Raw genomic sequence first — 14,606 nt, 5'->3', positions numbered from 1 at the left:
CAAGCCAGCCAAGACCCAACCACTATTTACTCAACGACGGTACAGACTATTAGCTCCAGCACGTTCTCTCTCACCTGCCACGTTGCAATGAACTCACCATCACATCCATTTACCTAACTAACACACCAACTATGAACCTGCCTCACTAATTAGTGAGGCATTTCGCCATTAAAGCAGCTGATTTACTACCCTTCTCTACTAAGAGTGAGTCTAGACTCACTCTTAGTGAGGGTCGACGTGAATAGAGTGAGGTCTTGCTCACTAATATTGAAACTAGCTAGTTGTAGAGAAGTATTAGTGTGGTTTACTTTTCTAATTAATGAGGTCGCCTCATTGATGGTAGTTGGGAGCGTAGCAGAGCACACGAATAATGAATTGTTAGTTATGGGTTCCACATCAGTCGAATGGTCCAGCACCGGTCCCGCCGAGCATGTTGTAGTGTGTACAGTATAATTGAGGGGTTTGAGCGTATTTGGGGGCTTATGTTGTATTGCATACAGTGTATTACGATTAGAGCCGGCTGAACGGTTAAGGGGCAATAATACTGTATGAAATGCAATCTAGCTTTGAGCGAGCATCATCTTTAAGAGCTATGTTGTACAAAGTACAACATAGCTCAGGCACTAAAAAAGGCTGCCAAGTAAATGGCAGCCTAACTACTGTTTTATAAAAATATCGATGAGAGGTAAGAGGAGATGTATCTCCTGTAAGAGCGGCTTATGCTTTCGAAGTAGCTTTCTTCCAGAAAGCTTTAAGCGTTTGCCTTTGTGTACACTTTGCTACCTTGGAACATTGTTCAGGCAAAGTGTACACAACAGCAACTGGAAGTAGATACATCCCTCAAAGCCGCCTCATCGATCTACGCCAAGATGGTCTCGATAGCCTTCAGCTCGTCATCGGAGAAATCGAGGCGGCTGAGAGCGGCAACGTTGTCGTCGATTTGCTCGACGCGGCTTGCACCGATCAGGGCTGTGGTTACACGGCCGCCGCGAAGCACCCATGCGAGAGCCATTTGAGCGAGTGATTGGCCGCGACCTTGAGCGATTTCGTTCAATGCGCGGATTTTGCCCAGCTTCTCATCTGTAATGGCATTTGTGTTCAGGAAGACGCTAGGTCCGCCTGCACGGGAATCTGCAGGAATACCGTCCAAGTAACGGTTCGTCAGCAAACCGCCAGCCAGCGGAGAGAAGACGATAGAGCCGATACCCTCTTGATCCAGTACATCTTGCAGGCCATTCTCGATCCAGCGGTTAAACATCGAGTACGATGGCTGGTGAATCAGACATGGTGTACCAAGCTCTTTCAAGATTGCAGAAGCTTGAGCTGTCTGCTCTGCACTATAGTTGGACAGACCAACATAAAGAGCTTTGCCCGAACGAACGATATGGTCAAGGGCGGACATTGTTTCTTCAAGCGGTGTCTCTGGATCTGGACGATGATGGTAGAAAATATCTACATATTCAAGGTCCATCCGTTTCAAGCTTTGGTCAAGGCTTGAGACCAGATATTTGCGGGAACCCCAGTCACCGTAAGGGCCTTCCCACATGTAGTAACCCGCTTTGGTCGAAATAATCATTTCATCGCGGTACGCAGCCATATCCTGCTTCAGCACTTTGCCGAAAGTCTCCTCTGCGGAGCCAGCAGGTGGACCATAGTTGTTCGCCAAATCGAAATGAGTTATGCCAAGGTCAAAGGCGCGGTGAATCATTGCACGTCCATTCTCCAGACGGTCATTCCCGCCAAAGTTGTGCCATAAGCCTAGCGATACAGCTGGCAGCCGAAGGCCGCTCTTGCCTACGCGGAAATATTTCATACCTTCATAACGAGATTTGTCTGCTAAGTATGTCATTTGTGTAATTCCTTCCTTTCTATGAAGAGAATTTCTATTTCTATTTCTTTTTCTATTTCTATGTAATAACCCCTCTATCATACACCCGTCATCCATGGAAATAAACCCGGGCTATGCGGCCTATGCATCCCTTACTCCCACTCAACTAACCGAAGCCTTAAAGGCCCAGCCCTTCTCACCGGCAATTCGCACCAGTGCATCCACACACAACGGGTCAAAATGTTTCCCCCGCTCCTTGCAGATAATCCCCATCGCTTCCTCATGCGACAAGGCAGCGCGGTAGGAACGGGACGAAGTCAATGCGTCGTAGACATCCGCTACAGCTGTTACTCTGGCCAGCAGCGGAATGTTTTCTCCACTCAGCGCATCAGGGTAACCGCTTCCATCCCAACGTTCATGATGAGACCGGATAACGGTCAGCTCCTCCTGCATAAAGCCCAGCCGGCGGCAAAGGTCAAACCCTGTAACCGGATGTTTCTCGATGACCTGACGCTCTTCCGGAGTCAGTTTGCCCGGCTTGTTCAGAATATGATCAGGAATGCTGATCTTTCCGATATCATGGACAATGCCTCCCTGCGCAATAGCACGCAGCTGGTCCCTGCTCAGCCCAAGCTCTTCCCCAAGCTGAATGGCATATAACGCCACGCGGTAATTATGTCCAGCCGTATAAGCATCTCGGGTTTCCGTCGCGCGAATCAGCTCGTGTACCGCAGGTGACATATAGCCATGAATCCATTCCTTCGGATCGTTCTGGAACAGCTGCTTAAGTGATTTCGTATAGGAGCCCGCACTTTGGTACTGCCGGTAAATCCCGACGATCATCGCGACAATAGAGGCAAGCAGCAATAAGTGATAGATCCACCAACTCATCATCCACAGCTTACCTGTGACGTTGATAATCTGTGCTGCAATCATCCAGCCGGAGCTGTATACGATCGCAAGCTGAAGCGGAAACCGCGTAGACATATAGGTCTCCAAATAACGGTACATCGTCCATAGATTTAATCCAGCAATAAGTAAGGAGACCGACCATCTAGCCACCGGCTCCTCTTTTAACTGAAGCCATGGCAGCTGGTCGGAGAAAAGCCATAGAACAGTACAGATAGCGCCAAGTGACAAGGTCCAGATCGGCAGCAGCCAGCGCTGATGCGCAGAGAGCCAGCTAATTATTCGGCGATCCGACGACATGGAAGACATCCAGAGCCACAATACAGCCAGCAAAATGCTCAACTGAGCTGCATTACTCGGGACAGATGAAGAATGATACATATGCATACCATCCATCGGAGTGGACAACCCATGAACGATAAATAAAGCCGCTAACGATACAAAAGATAACGATAAAAAGCTGATTTTCAGATTACGAAGCCGTATAGCCGCAATCCCGATAGCTACTGCAAGAGCAAATGCCGCACCGGATACTATGCTGACGACATAAAAATGAAAGCTTGGCGAATTAAACTGATAATCCCATGACGAATGGGCATTAAGCATACAAAAAACGATAAGTGGGACCGCCATCGATAGAATGAGATATATATAGGTTTTCGTCTGATTTTGCAAATCCTACGCCCTCCTTGGCCTACGTTATACGAGCATGCTCTGCGACGTTTGAGGATGACTAACGAACATCGACTGCTGTAACCAAAGATCCAAATCAGCACGCGCCATCGGCTTGCTGAAGTAAAACCCCTGCATCATACTGCACCCAGCTGATTGCAGGAAAGCAATTTGCTGCTCATTCTCTACCCCTTCGGCTATTACGTCCAGATTAAGCTGTTTAGCCAGCATAATAATGGTGTGAACAATAGCACGTTTGGAGGGCGACTCACTTTGCTGCATGTATAACTTGTCAATTTTTAACGTTTGGAACGGGATAAGATCAAGCGAGCCTAACGCGGAATAACCTGCACCAAAGTCATCCATAGAGATAAGTACACCTCTCTCACGAAGCGGCTTCAATTGTTCAACAACATCCTCCACGTTATGCATCACGATGGTCTCTGTTATTTCGAGCTCCAGCAGCTTCGCATCAAGACTGGAATGGAGCAGTGCCGAAACGACCATATCCTCGAGATTTTTGCTGTCAAAAACACTAACAGACATATTAACCGACACGCTTAACGGTACCTCTCTGCCTTCGTTCCATTCAAAGCAGTCCCGGCAGGCTTGTCCAAGTACCCAGCGGGTGATCGGCAAGATCATTCCAGTCTCCTCAGCGATCGGGATAAACTCATCAGGCGACACACGGCCAAAGCCAGGATGATTCCAGCGCAGCAGAGCTTCCACCCCGATCGGACGGTTGGATGACGCGTCCCATTTCGGCTGATAATGGACCACGAATTGATCCTTCGCCAGCGCCATTCTCAGATCCTTCTCCAATTCCATACGACGCAAAAGCTCCCGCTCCATTTGCTTATTATAAAGGCAGTATTGATTTTTGCCCCGGTGTTTGGCCTGATACATCGCCGTATCCGCGGCAATCAAGAGCGATGAGCGATCCTTGCCATGCTCTGGAAACATACTGATCCCGATACTTCCGGTTATGTAGAGCTCATTGTCCTCAAGCAGATAAGGCTTTCGTATATCTTCCAGAATATTTGTTGCAAGCTGTTCCACTTCAGACTGATCCATTCCTTTGGTCATGAGCAGGAATTCATCCCCGCCAAGACGGAAGGTTTGTGCCCCTTCATTCTCATGAGACCGCAGCCTCTTCGCAACGGCTTCAACAAGCAAATCGCCAACATCATGACCAAGCGTATCATTAATAATCTTGAACTGATCCAGATCGAGGAACAATAAGCCGTAAGAACGGGCACTATCCAGCCTGCTGTTAAAATAGCGGTTCATCGCATGGCGGTTTGCGAGGCCAGTCAGCGGATCACTGTAGGCCATCCGCTCCAGCACCGTACGATCCAGGTAAATCGCGATCCAGGTAACGAGCATAATAAGCAAGGTAACCAAGGTTACACTTATTAGAAGAAACTGATTAATGGGGATGTCGCCCGTTATAGCATTTGCTGCTATTTCACCACACCAGAACGATGCTGCCCCCATGCCCGTGTAATGCATACCGCATACGGCAAGGCCCATTAGTGCAGCAGCCGCCCATTTGGACCATGCTGCCCTGCTGCCATCCCTGAAATTAATAAAGAAGTAAAGAGCTGCACAAGAAGTAATCACAGCAATCACTGCGGATAATATCCACATATGTGGGTTATATTGTATAGACATTGTTGGGGAATGCATCGAAGCCATACCTGTATAATGCATAGCGACGATTCCGGCGCCCATCACAAAGCCTCCGAAGAGGAGTTTAAGGCGGTTAATTTCTTTTGCCAGCGTTAAATAAAAGGCGACATAGGAAGCACCTATGCTTGCCATGATTGATAAAAGCGTAATTGGAACGTCGTATGTAATCGGGATTCCGATATGAAAGGCCATCATTCCTATGAAATGCATGGTCCATACGCCGCTGCCCATTACAAAGGCTCCGGCGAGCGTCCAGCCCAGCTGCACCTTCCCCTTGGAGTGGGATATTTTATACACTAGATTCAAGGCAGAGTACGAAACGAATAAAGCGATGATGAAAGAGAGAAGTATAACCCAGCCGTTATATTCTCCGTGTAATGTGACCAAACGTCCCCCACCTCTCGTCACTAGTTCTTTAGTCGCGCCTTCCGTGACTAAAGTCTAATACTGTATACATATACCATTATACGAAAAGCGGCTGAATGCAACATATTTTTATTTTGAATTAAGGTTTTTCCCGAATTGTTTTGTTATAGTAGGTGAAGATTGTAAAAATAGTGCGTTTTTGTCGAAGGGAGTTTTATTGAAATGGAAAACAAAGACTCGCAGCACAAAAGAGAAGAAGAAGAACGGGACACGGCTGCTGAGAACGAAGTACAGTACGCGTATGAGAATGACAACAATGAAGAAATCGTAGAAGCAGCAGAGGACAATGAGGTTGAAGCGGAAGAGAAGGAACAGCAGCAAGCTCCTACTTCCCAAACTCCTGCCTCGGCAGCAGGCGGCCGCAGCGGCGGCAAAGCTTGGATCGCGGTTTCGGCGATTTTGGCCATCGTGCTTATTATCGTATTGATTAAACCACCTTTCGGAGGCGGCACAGAAGCTGTTGCTACCGTTAACGGTGTTAAAATTTCGAAGGACAAGCTGTATGATTCCTTGGTGAAGCAAGGCGGCACATCTACGCTGGATAACATGATCACACAAGAGCTGATCGACCAAGCAGCAAAAGATGCAAAAGTAACGGTTACTGAAGCAGATATCGACAAAGAAATTGAGAACCTGAAGAAATCGTTTGGTTCGGAAGATGAATTCCAGCAAACACTGCAACAATACGGTATGACTGAAGAAAGCTTGCGTGAAGATGCAGGTACTCAAGTAACAATCCGTAAAATTCTTGAGCCGCAAGTTAAGGTAACAGATGCCGATATCAAAACGTACTACGATCAAAATAAAGAGTCCATGGCGACTCCTGCACAAATCCGTGCTTCGCATATCCTCGTAGCTACGAAGGAAGAAGCTGAAGCTATTCTGAAAGAGCTGAAAGGCGGCGCTGATTTCGCAACGCTGGCTAAAGAGAAATCGACAGATACAGGTACGAAAGACAACGGCGGCGACCTCAACTTCTTCGCTAAAGGCACAATGGAAGCTGCATTCGATGATGCGGCATTTGCCCTTAAAGTTGGCGAGCTGAGCGGCGTTGTACAAACAAGCTACGGTTACCACATCATCAAGAAAACCGATGAGAAAGCAGCTGTAACTCCTACGCTTGAAGACAAAAAAGAAGACATCAAATACCAACTGGTTACACAAAAAGTAAGCGAGCTGTCCTCGACTTGGCTGGCTGACCTGAAAGCAAAAGCAAAAATCACGAACAAGCTGGATCCAGCTGCAGCAGCAGATGCATCTGCTTCCCCAGCAGCAAGCACGGATGCAGGAACAAACGCTGATGCTAGCCCTGCGGCTGACGCAACGAAGTAAGACGAAAGGCTGTCCTTCACGGGACAGCCTTTTCTTTATTTTATGGTATGATGGAATCAGAAATTAACTACTTAGGAGGGCCTTATGAGCCAGTTTCAAATCAACAGCTATACAGATACCTATAAGATTTATGAGCTAATCGAAGAGGGCACTTCTTCCCGCATTCAGGTATGCCCGGAGCGTGGCGGTATTGTTATCGGCTGTCAGCTTAACGGACTTGAAGTCTTTTACCTGGATAAAGCAACGTTCGAGCATCCGACCGCTAATATCCGAGGCGGTAATCCGATCCTGTTCCCGATCTGCGGGCAGCTCGACAATCGCACTTATATTTGGGACGGCAAGTCGTATGACATGGCTAACCACGGCGTAGCACGTACTTCCGTATGGGAAGTAGCTGGAACAAATACAGATGGAGAAGCATCCATCACGATTGTACTGAAAAGCAGTGAAGTGACGAAAGACAGCTATCCGTTTGATTTTGAATTAAGCTTCACTTATGCCCTGGTGAACGGTGAGCTTCATATCCGCCAGCAATACCGCAATCTGACTGATGTTGCTGCAATGCCGTTCTACGCGGGCTTCCATCCTTATTTCTTAACGGATTCGAAGCGTCTGGCTTATGAGACGGATGCTACTCGTTACCTGGATTATAACGATATGGTCGAAAAACCATTCACCGGCGTGCTTGATTTGGACGGTATGGTGGAGTCGGTGACGCTGCTTGATCCCGTGAAACGTGAGATCACGTTCCCGGTTATTGAAGGCGCTCGTGTTCGTATGACGTATGATGATGTTTTCAAATATGTCGTCCTCTGGTCCGTGCAGGACAAGCCTTTTGTCTGCGTCGAGCCTTGGATGGCAATGACCGGTGAGTTGAACCGCCAAGAAGAGCTCTATATGCTCGAAGCCGGCGGCACACTTAACGCGAATCTGACCATCAGCTGCGAACGTTAATTTGTTGGGGCCATCCTATGGGATGGCCTTTTTTGATGCGCGGACGCTCAGCGGCTTGACGATGTGGCGCATCTTTAAGCACACACTAATGTTACTTTTCTGCCGTCTTAACGATGTCGCACAGCGTTAAGACAGCTCATTTTGCTTCATTTCGGCCAGATGCAGGCGTCCAACAGCTACTTAACGATGTGGCGCATCGTTAAGCAACCACTTTTGTTACTTTTCTGTTGTCTTAACGATGTCGCACAGCGTTAAGGACGAGCATTTTGCTACATATCAGCCTGATGCGGGCGTTCGGCGGCGGCTTAACGATGTGGCTCATCGTTAAGGGCCTATTTTTGTTACTTTTCTGCCACCTTAACGATGTCGCGCATCGTTAAGGTGCTTTGGACTAGGCAAAAGCTCCGTCCTCGGCGGCCCCCAACGAGAAAAGGCCTCCGAGGGAGGCCTTTTCTTCATACTGCTGCATATTCGTTTACACGCCAGCAACGGTAACTTGTTTACCGTTCTTTTGCAACCGGTCGACTGTCTTGCGGACAGCGAGACTAGCGGTATGATCCCATACTTTCGTGCCCGTCAGGTCGATGTGGACCTGTTCGGCGGCACAGTCATGCTCGATCCGCTCCTCCAGCTCGGAGGCGGATGCGAAGAACAGCTGTCCTTGCACACGGTACGTTCTTGTTGAGCCTTCCCACTCGCTGTGTACATGCACTTTGGAGGCTTTTACCGCGAACCAGATAATGCTCACAAATACACCTGCCAGTACACCAATCGCGAGGTCATGCGTCAACAGTACGGCACCAACCGTCACGACCATCACTCCCGTCTCACCAACCGGCAAACGGTTCATACGGAATACGGAGTTCCAATCGAAGATCGCGATACATACCATCAGCATGATCCCGACCAGCGCAGCCATCGGCACCAGCGACAGCAAGTCGCCGAGCAGCACAACAAGCAGAAGCAGGAACAGTGCAGCGACTAGGGTGGACAAACGATTTTTCCCGCCCATTTTCACATTAAGAACCGACTCCGCAACAAGCGCACAACCTGCCATCCCGCCGAAAAATCCAGCTACGATATTAGCGATCCCCTGCCCTCTCATCTCGCGGTTCTTATCCGTCTTCTCTCCGGTCATCTCGTCGAGCAGGTTATGTGTCAGCATCGTCTCGGTATAACCAACAACGGCAAGCGACAAGGAGTAAGGGAGAATAATCCATAGCGTATCCCAGCTAAATGGAATATCCGGCAGCAAGAAGGATGGCAGCGATGCATCAATCTCGGCGATATCGCCGATCCGAGTTACATCCCCCATACCAAATGCCCAAACCGCCAGCGTCAGCACAACTACAGCAATAAGCGGTGATGGAATGGCCTTGAAGAACCGCGGTACCAGATAGATGATGCCAAGAGTGACGGCTACAAGCACGTACATCACCCAAGACTCGCCTTTGAAATACCGCAGCTGAGATAAGAAAATCATAATCGCGAGCGCATTAATGAAGCCGGTCAGCACACCCGAAGGTACAAATCGCATCAGCTTACCAAGCTTAAAGACGCCCATGAAATACTGAATCACACCAGTCAGCACTGTTGCCGCGAACAAATACTCAATCCCTTGCTCCTTCACCAGCGTCAGCATGAGTACGGCCATCGAGCCCGCTGCTGCCGAGATCATCCCCGGTCTGCCGCCTAAGAACGTAATGACCAGCAAAATACAAATCGAAGCATAAATGCCTACGACCGGCGGAACCCCAGCCATAAATGAGAAAGCAAGCGAGTCCGGTACAAGCGCCAGCGTTGCTGTAATGCCGGCCAATACATTCACACTTACGTTACTCGCCCACTGCTCCCGCCAAGAAGTTTTAATGCTCATGTTTCACCTCAAATAATCTATAATAACGTCCGATCAGGCGCTCCCGATCCGGTACCTCATCTTCACCCTAAATCATTGCAATAAAAAAACCAGCTGCACCGAGCCGGTCGTTCAACTAACTTTCTTAAGTGTACCCTGCCTCTCCGCAAAGGGTCAATCCCAAATGAAGGGACAGCCGCAAGCGGCTGCCCCTCCTAATCAAACTTATTAGTACCCTTCGCCAGTCCCGCCAGTTACAATCGCGACACTTGCGCTCGCACCAATACGAGTCGCTCCTGCTTCGATCATTTTGAGCGCTGTCTCCAGATCGCGAACGCCGCCGGATGCTTTTACACCCATATCCGGACCAACCGTACGACGCATCAAAGCGATATCTTCTGCTGTTGCGCCGCCTTTGCCAAAGCCCGTCGAAGTCTTCACGAAGTCTGCTCCCGCTTCTTTACAAATCTCGCAAGCGCGAATCTTCTCCTCGTCCGTCAGCAGGCCTGTCTCCAGAATGACCTTCATAACTGCTTTCCCTTTGCACGCCTCAACAACGCCTTCAACATCACGCTTTACGCCTTCAAAGTCACCCGACTTGATCAGCCCAACGTTGATGACCATATCTACTTCGGTCGCTCCGTTTGCAATCGCGTCCTTCGCTTCCGCTGCTTTCGTGAACGTTGTCGTTGCGCCAAGCGGGAAGCCTGCTACTGTCGTAATCCCAACGCCAGAGCCTGCAAGCTCCTTCGCCGCAAGAGCGACATACCCCGGATTCACACATACGGTTGCAAAATGGTACTGCTTCGCTTCCGTACACAGTTTGATAATCTCTTCTCTAGTGGCTTCCGCCTTTAATACAGTATGGTCAATATAAGCGGCAATCTCTCCCGCCGATAAATGGTTATGGCTGCTCATATCCAATCCAGTCCTCCTAAAATAAATCGCTTAGCTATTTATCTACTTTGCTCTGCTTTAAAATCAAGCAAATGCTGCGCCGTAATCTGGTCCGTAATTAACGTATTCGTATACTGACCACTTAATGCGCCATATATCGCTTCGACCTTGCTTGGGCCTCCGGCTACAAGAACGGACCATTCTTTCTTTTTCAGCTCATTCAAGTCTATGCCGATTGTACGGAGATCCAGCTCATCGCTGCATAATTGTCCATTAATATCGATAATTCGGGAGCAAATATCACCAACACCCCGTGATAAAATAATGCCCAAATCCTCGTCAGAAAAATAATTCGCCCGGATCAGAACCGAATCTTCCGTCGGCGCTCCTACCGTGACAACCGCGATATTGGCCTTCTTGCCCATATCGAGGATTTTGCGAATATGCCTGTCCGCTTCGATCGCATGCTTCACAACCGCATGGTCAACAATGGCTGGCAATGGAATCAAATACGGTGACGTCTGGTAAGCCTTCGCGAATAGCTGCGCAATCTCATACGCATACGTATTCGTCTCGGAATGGCTCACACCGCCGTTCAGTTGTACAACCTTAATCTTCTTCGCGTGCTTATTCGGCAGACGAATGGCCACTTCATACAAGGTTGTTCCCCAAGTGACCGCGATCGTATCGCCATCTTGTACGGTTTCGTGCAGGAAGTTTGCGGCGGCTTCGCCGATGACCTTCTTGACCATCGCGTCCTCGTACTTCGGAACAGAAGCAATAATCGCTTCCTTCAGGCCAAACCGCTCCTTCAATAATCGAGCTCGTTCCTGGTTATCGGAGGACGGGTCCATAATGCGAATTTGCACGATGCCGTCTTCCTTCGCTTGCTGCAGGAAACGCGATACCGTTGGACGCGAAACGCCCAATTTCTTCGCAATTTCCTGTTGATTATAATCGAGCTCGTAATACATACGGGCTGCTTCAATTATTTTTAACCGCTTATCGCTGAGCTCCTCCATCCGTATTCCCCTCTCCAGAGTCGCGCTGTTGTTTAGTATGAGAATATGTTCATGTTAATGTGACATTATTTCAGGAATATTATACGTGTTCACGATAACTAAGGGCAATATGACATGAGATATAACGCCAAGTTTGGACATCTGTTCAACAAGACCCGATAACGTTTGTGCAATCGCACAAAAATGCGATGTCGAAAAGTCGCGGAATAAGACGATCAAAAAGGACTTCAGGACTAATTTGCTAAATTTTCAGATAATTTACACAAAATTGAAAGGAAATCTATAGTAAAGCACCGAATACGTACACTCGAAAAACGAAAAATAGATAGTGGAGGGATTCGATGCTTACCAAGCTTAAAAAAACGAAGTGGGCGACAGCAGCCCTGCTTGCTGCCTCTCTTCTTAGTGCTTCAGTTAGTGCGGCCGCTGCAGAAGAGCCGGCATTGCCCGCTTCCGCCAAGCACATCACGCTTCTGCATACGAACGACACGCACGCTCGCGCCGTGGAGGGAACTTCAGGAGAAATGGGCTATGCCAAGCTTGCGGGCATTATCGACAGCTACCGTACTGCTAACCCAAACACACTGCTTCTTGATGCCGGGGATGCTGTACATGGCACCACCTTCGCCACGCTGGTGAACGGGGAAAGCGTCGTTCAGGTGATGAACAAGATGGGTTACGATGTAATGGCTCCAGGCAACCATGATTTCAACTACGGCTATGAACGGCTGTTGGAGCTGGAAACTCAGATGAAATTCCCAGTCATCAGCGCTAACGTGAAGGTCACCAAAGACGGATCGGACTTATTCAAGCCTTATATCATTAAAGAAGTAGACGGCGTGAAGGTTGGGATCTTTGGCCTGACGACTCCGGAGACTGCCTATAAGACGCATCCGAAAAATGTAGAAGGCCTGACCTTTGCCGATCCTACAAAAGAAGCCCAAGCCATTGTGGATGAGCTCGAAGACAAGACAGATGTTATCGTCGCTCTCGGCCATATCGGCCAGGATGCTTCGAGTGTGGATACGAGCATGAAGATCGTCAAAGCCGTTGACGGCATCGACGTCTTTATCGACGGTCACAGCCACACGGTGCTCGAGCATGGTCTGACCGCTGACCATAACACCTTGATCGCAAGTGCTGGTGAGTACACGAAGTACCTCGGCGTAGTTGATCTGTGGGTGGATGGCGGCAAGGTCATCAAGAAAGAGGCGAAGCTCGAAAATAAAGACACGGCAGCGGCTATCGCGCCAAACGCCGAAATCGCGGACTTCGTCGCATCGATTCAGAAGAGCCAGGAAGTGCTCCTCGCTGAAGAAGTAGGTACCACCAGCGTGAAGCTTGACGGTGAACGTGATCAGGTCCGTACCAGTGAGACGAACCTCGGCAATCTCGTTGCCGATGCCTTCCGCGATGCTTCCGGTGCTGATGCAGCAATCACGAACGGCGGCGGCATTCGTGCTTCCATTGATGAAGGAACGATAACGAAGGGCGAGATCATTACAGTGCTGCCATTTGGCAACCAAATCATCACGCTCAAAGTGAAAGGTGCCGACATTAAAGCTGCACTGGAGAACGGCGTATCGGATTATCCGAATTCGAAAGGCGGCTTCCCTCAAGTATCCGGCATTACGTTCAAGATTGATGTGGCCAAGCCAAAAGGCGAGCGTGTACATTCCGTTACCGTTGGCGGCAAACCACTCAACGAGAAGGCAGACTATTTGCTCGCGACAAACGACTTTATGGCTGCAGGCGGCGATGAGTACACGATGTTCAGCAAATACCCGCAAGCCGGTATGTACGGTTCGCTGGATGAAGCGCTGATCAACTATATCGCCAAGCTGGGCACTGCTAATCCGAAGGTTGAAGGCCGTATTACAGCAGAGGCAACTCCTGTTGTTGCTCAGCCTGAACCGAAGCCAGAGCCAAAACCAGAACCGAAGCCAGAACCCAAACCGGAGCCTAAGCCTCCAGTGAAGCCAGAGCCGGCTAAACCTGCTGTCTATATTGTGAAGAGTGGCGACACTTTATGGGCAATCGCCAAGAAGTACAATACAACCTGGCAGAAGCTTCGCGACCTGAACCATATCAAGAACGCGAACCTCATCTATCCAGGGCAAAAAATCAAGCTGCCAGCAGCGTAATAAAAGGGCTGTTCCCAAAAATGGGAACAGCCCTTTCTACTGTCCACTAAAGGAGCCCCACCTATCTCCACTCCCACTCGGTGCCCACCGCTTCGCAGGTTGGATTTCATCCCGTATACTAGTTCGCTGCTGGCTCCTTGCGCCTATACTTGCACACCATCGCTCTGCAGGTTGGATTTGCTCCAGTAGACATTTATCCTCGCGCTCGCAGGTTGGATTTCATCCAGTATAATCGGTCTTTGAGTTACTTCTCCGCCCCAATGTTGGATTTCATCCAACAGAATCAGGCCTCAATCATGATTGCTTTAACCCACCTTGCTTTCCAAGCCTGACAATGGTTACTGGGTTATGGGAGCTCATTCTACTGTACAAAATCCAACGTAGGCGAGCATGTGATGTCTAACATCGTTGTACGTTGGATGAAATCCAACGTAATAACCGATGCATATGGAGAATGAGATACCACATCACACTTCCCGCTCCGCAGGTTGGATTCATCCAGTAGATTGCTTTAACCCACCTTGCTCCTAAAGCCTGACATACCACCCTCGCGCTCTCAGGTTGGATTTCATCCAATGTAATCTGCCTTTGAGTTACTGCAACGCTCCTCTGTTGGATTTCATCCAACAGAATCAGACCTCAATCATGGTTACTGGGCAATGTGAGCTCATTCTACTGTACGAAATCCAACGTAGGCGAGTATGTGAACGTCCAGCTCACTATTACGTTGGATGAAATCCAACGCAACAAGCGGTGCATACGGTGCATGAGATACCACGTCACGCTTACCGCTTCGCAGGTTGGATTTCATCCAGTAGATTGCTCCAACCCACCTTGCTCCCCAATCCGGGCACATATCCTCGTGTTCGCAGGTT

10 protein-coding genes are annotated in these 14,606 nt (G+C 49.0%); 3 read left to right on the top strand and 7 right to left on the bottom strand.

The window, feature by feature from the left end; genetic code table 11:
- Positions 1-859: 859 nt before the first annotated feature.
- From mgrA to AB4Y93_RS14525, 3 genes are all read right to left on the bottom strand, one after another.
- On the bottom strand, positions 860-1,849 hold the full coding sequence (gene mgrA / locus AB4Y93_RS14535) for an L-glyceraldehyde 3-phosphate reductase (protein WP_441893087.1): 990 nt from the start codon (positions 1,847-1,849) through the stop codon (positions 860-862).
- Between the two features lie 141 nt (positions 1,850-1,990).
- Entirely contained in the window at positions 1,991-3,412 is a 1,422-nt protein-coding gene (locus AB4Y93_RS14530; protein WP_441893085.1) for an HD-GYP domain-containing protein, read from the bottom strand.
- A gap of 24 nt (positions 3,413-3,436) precedes the next feature.
- On the bottom strand, positions 3,437-5,488 hold the full coding sequence (locus AB4Y93_RS14525) for a bifunctional diguanylate cyclase/phosphodiesterase (RefSeq protein WP_441893083.1): 2,052 nt from the start codon (positions 5,486-5,488) through the stop codon (positions 3,437-3,439).
- A 201-nt stretch (positions 5,489-5,689) separates the two neighbouring features.
- Here AB4Y93_RS14525 and AB4Y93_RS14520 point away from each other — a divergent pair, with 201 nt between their 5' ends.
- Positions 5,690-6,859: a peptidylprolyl isomerase gene (locus tag AB4Y93_RS14520; protein WP_441893081.1), complete on the top strand. Its 1,170-nt coding sequence runs from the start codon at positions 5,690-5,692 to the stop codon at positions 6,857-6,859.
- A gap of 84 nt (positions 6,860-6,943) precedes the next feature.
- Complete coding sequence (locus tag AB4Y93_RS14515) at positions 6,944-7,813, top strand: aldose epimerase family protein (RefSeq protein ID WP_441893079.1); 870 nt, start codon at positions 6,944-6,946, stop codon at positions 7,811-7,813.
- A 475-nt stretch (positions 7,814-8,288) separates the two neighbouring features.
- On the opposite strand, the gene AB4Y93_RS14510 is transcribed toward AB4Y93_RS14515, so the two are convergent.
- The 3 genes from AB4Y93_RS14510 to AB4Y93_RS14500 form a co-directional block, all read right to left on the bottom strand.
- Positions 8,289-9,689, bottom strand: a complete 1,401-nt coding sequence (locus AB4Y93_RS14510) for a SulP family inorganic anion transporter (protein WP_441893077.1) — start codon at positions 9,687-9,689, stop codon at positions 8,289-8,291.
- A 207-nt stretch (positions 9,690-9,896) separates the two neighbouring features.
- Complete coding sequence (deoC, locus tag AB4Y93_RS14505; RefSeq protein ID WP_441893075.1) at positions 9,897-10,586, bottom strand: deoxyribose-phosphate aldolase; 690 nt, start codon at positions 10,584-10,586, stop codon at positions 9,897-9,899.
- Between the two features lie 38 nt (positions 10,587-10,624).
- A complete protein-coding gene (locus tag AB4Y93_RS14500; RefSeq protein WP_441893073.1) occupies positions 10,625-11,587 on the bottom strand; it encodes a sugar-binding transcriptional regulator in 963 nt (320 codons plus the stop codon).
- A gap of 341 nt (positions 11,588-11,928) precedes the next feature.
- Between AB4Y93_RS14500 and AB4Y93_RS14495 the strand changes: the two genes are divergently transcribed.
- Entirely contained in the window at positions 11,929-13,731 is a 1,803-nt protein-coding gene (locus tag AB4Y93_RS14495; protein WP_441893071.1) for a 5'-nucleotidase C-terminal domain-containing protein, read from the top strand.
- Positions 13,732-14,398: 667 nt separating this feature from the next.
- Here AB4Y93_RS14495 and AB4Y93_RS14490 read toward each other — a convergent pair.
- Positions 14,399-14,542, bottom strand: a complete 144-nt coding sequence (locus AB4Y93_RS14490) for a hypothetical protein (protein ID WP_441893069.1) — start codon at positions 14,540-14,542, stop codon at positions 14,399-14,401.
- Positions 14,543-14,606: the final 64 nt, after the last annotated feature.

The sequence above is a fragment of the Paenibacillus sp. YAF4_2 genome (assembly GCF_052113225.1).
GTDB lineage: Bacteria > Bacillota > Bacilli > Paenibacillales > Paenibacillaceae > Pristimantibacillus.
This window is presented reverse-complemented; position numbering and strand designations above follow the sequence as displayed.

Coding starts and splice junctions, on each gene's coding strand:
- deoC (WP_441893075.1), bottom strand. CDS start 10,586: ATGAGCAGCCATAACCATTTATCGGCGGGAGAGATTGCCGCTTATATT.
- AB4Y93_RS14520 (WP_441893081.1), top strand. CDS start 5,690: ATGGAAAACAAAGACTCGCAGCACAAAAGAGAAGAAGAAGAACGGGAC.
- AB4Y93_RS14495 (WP_441893071.1), top strand. CDS start 11,929: ATGCTTACCAAGCTTAAAAAAACGAAGTGGGCGACAGCAGCCCTGCTT.
- AB4Y93_RS14490 (WP_441893069.1), bottom strand. CDS start 14,542: ATGAAATCCAACCTGCGAAGCGGTAAGCGTGACGTGGTATCTCATGCA.
- AB4Y93_RS14510 (WP_441893077.1), bottom strand. CDS start 9,689: ATGAGCATTAAAACTTCTTGGCGGGAGCAGTGGGCGAGTAACGTAAGT.
- mgrA (WP_441893087.1), bottom strand. CDS start 1,849: ATGACATACTTAGCAGACAAATCTCGTTATGAAGGTATGAAATATTTC.
- AB4Y93_RS14515 (WP_441893079.1), top strand. CDS start 6,944: ATGAGCCAGTTTCAAATCAACAGCTATACAGATACCTATAAGATTTAT.
- AB4Y93_RS14500 (WP_441893073.1), bottom strand. CDS start 11,587: ATGGAGGAGCTCAGCGATAAGCGGTTAAAAATAATTGAAGCAGCCCGT.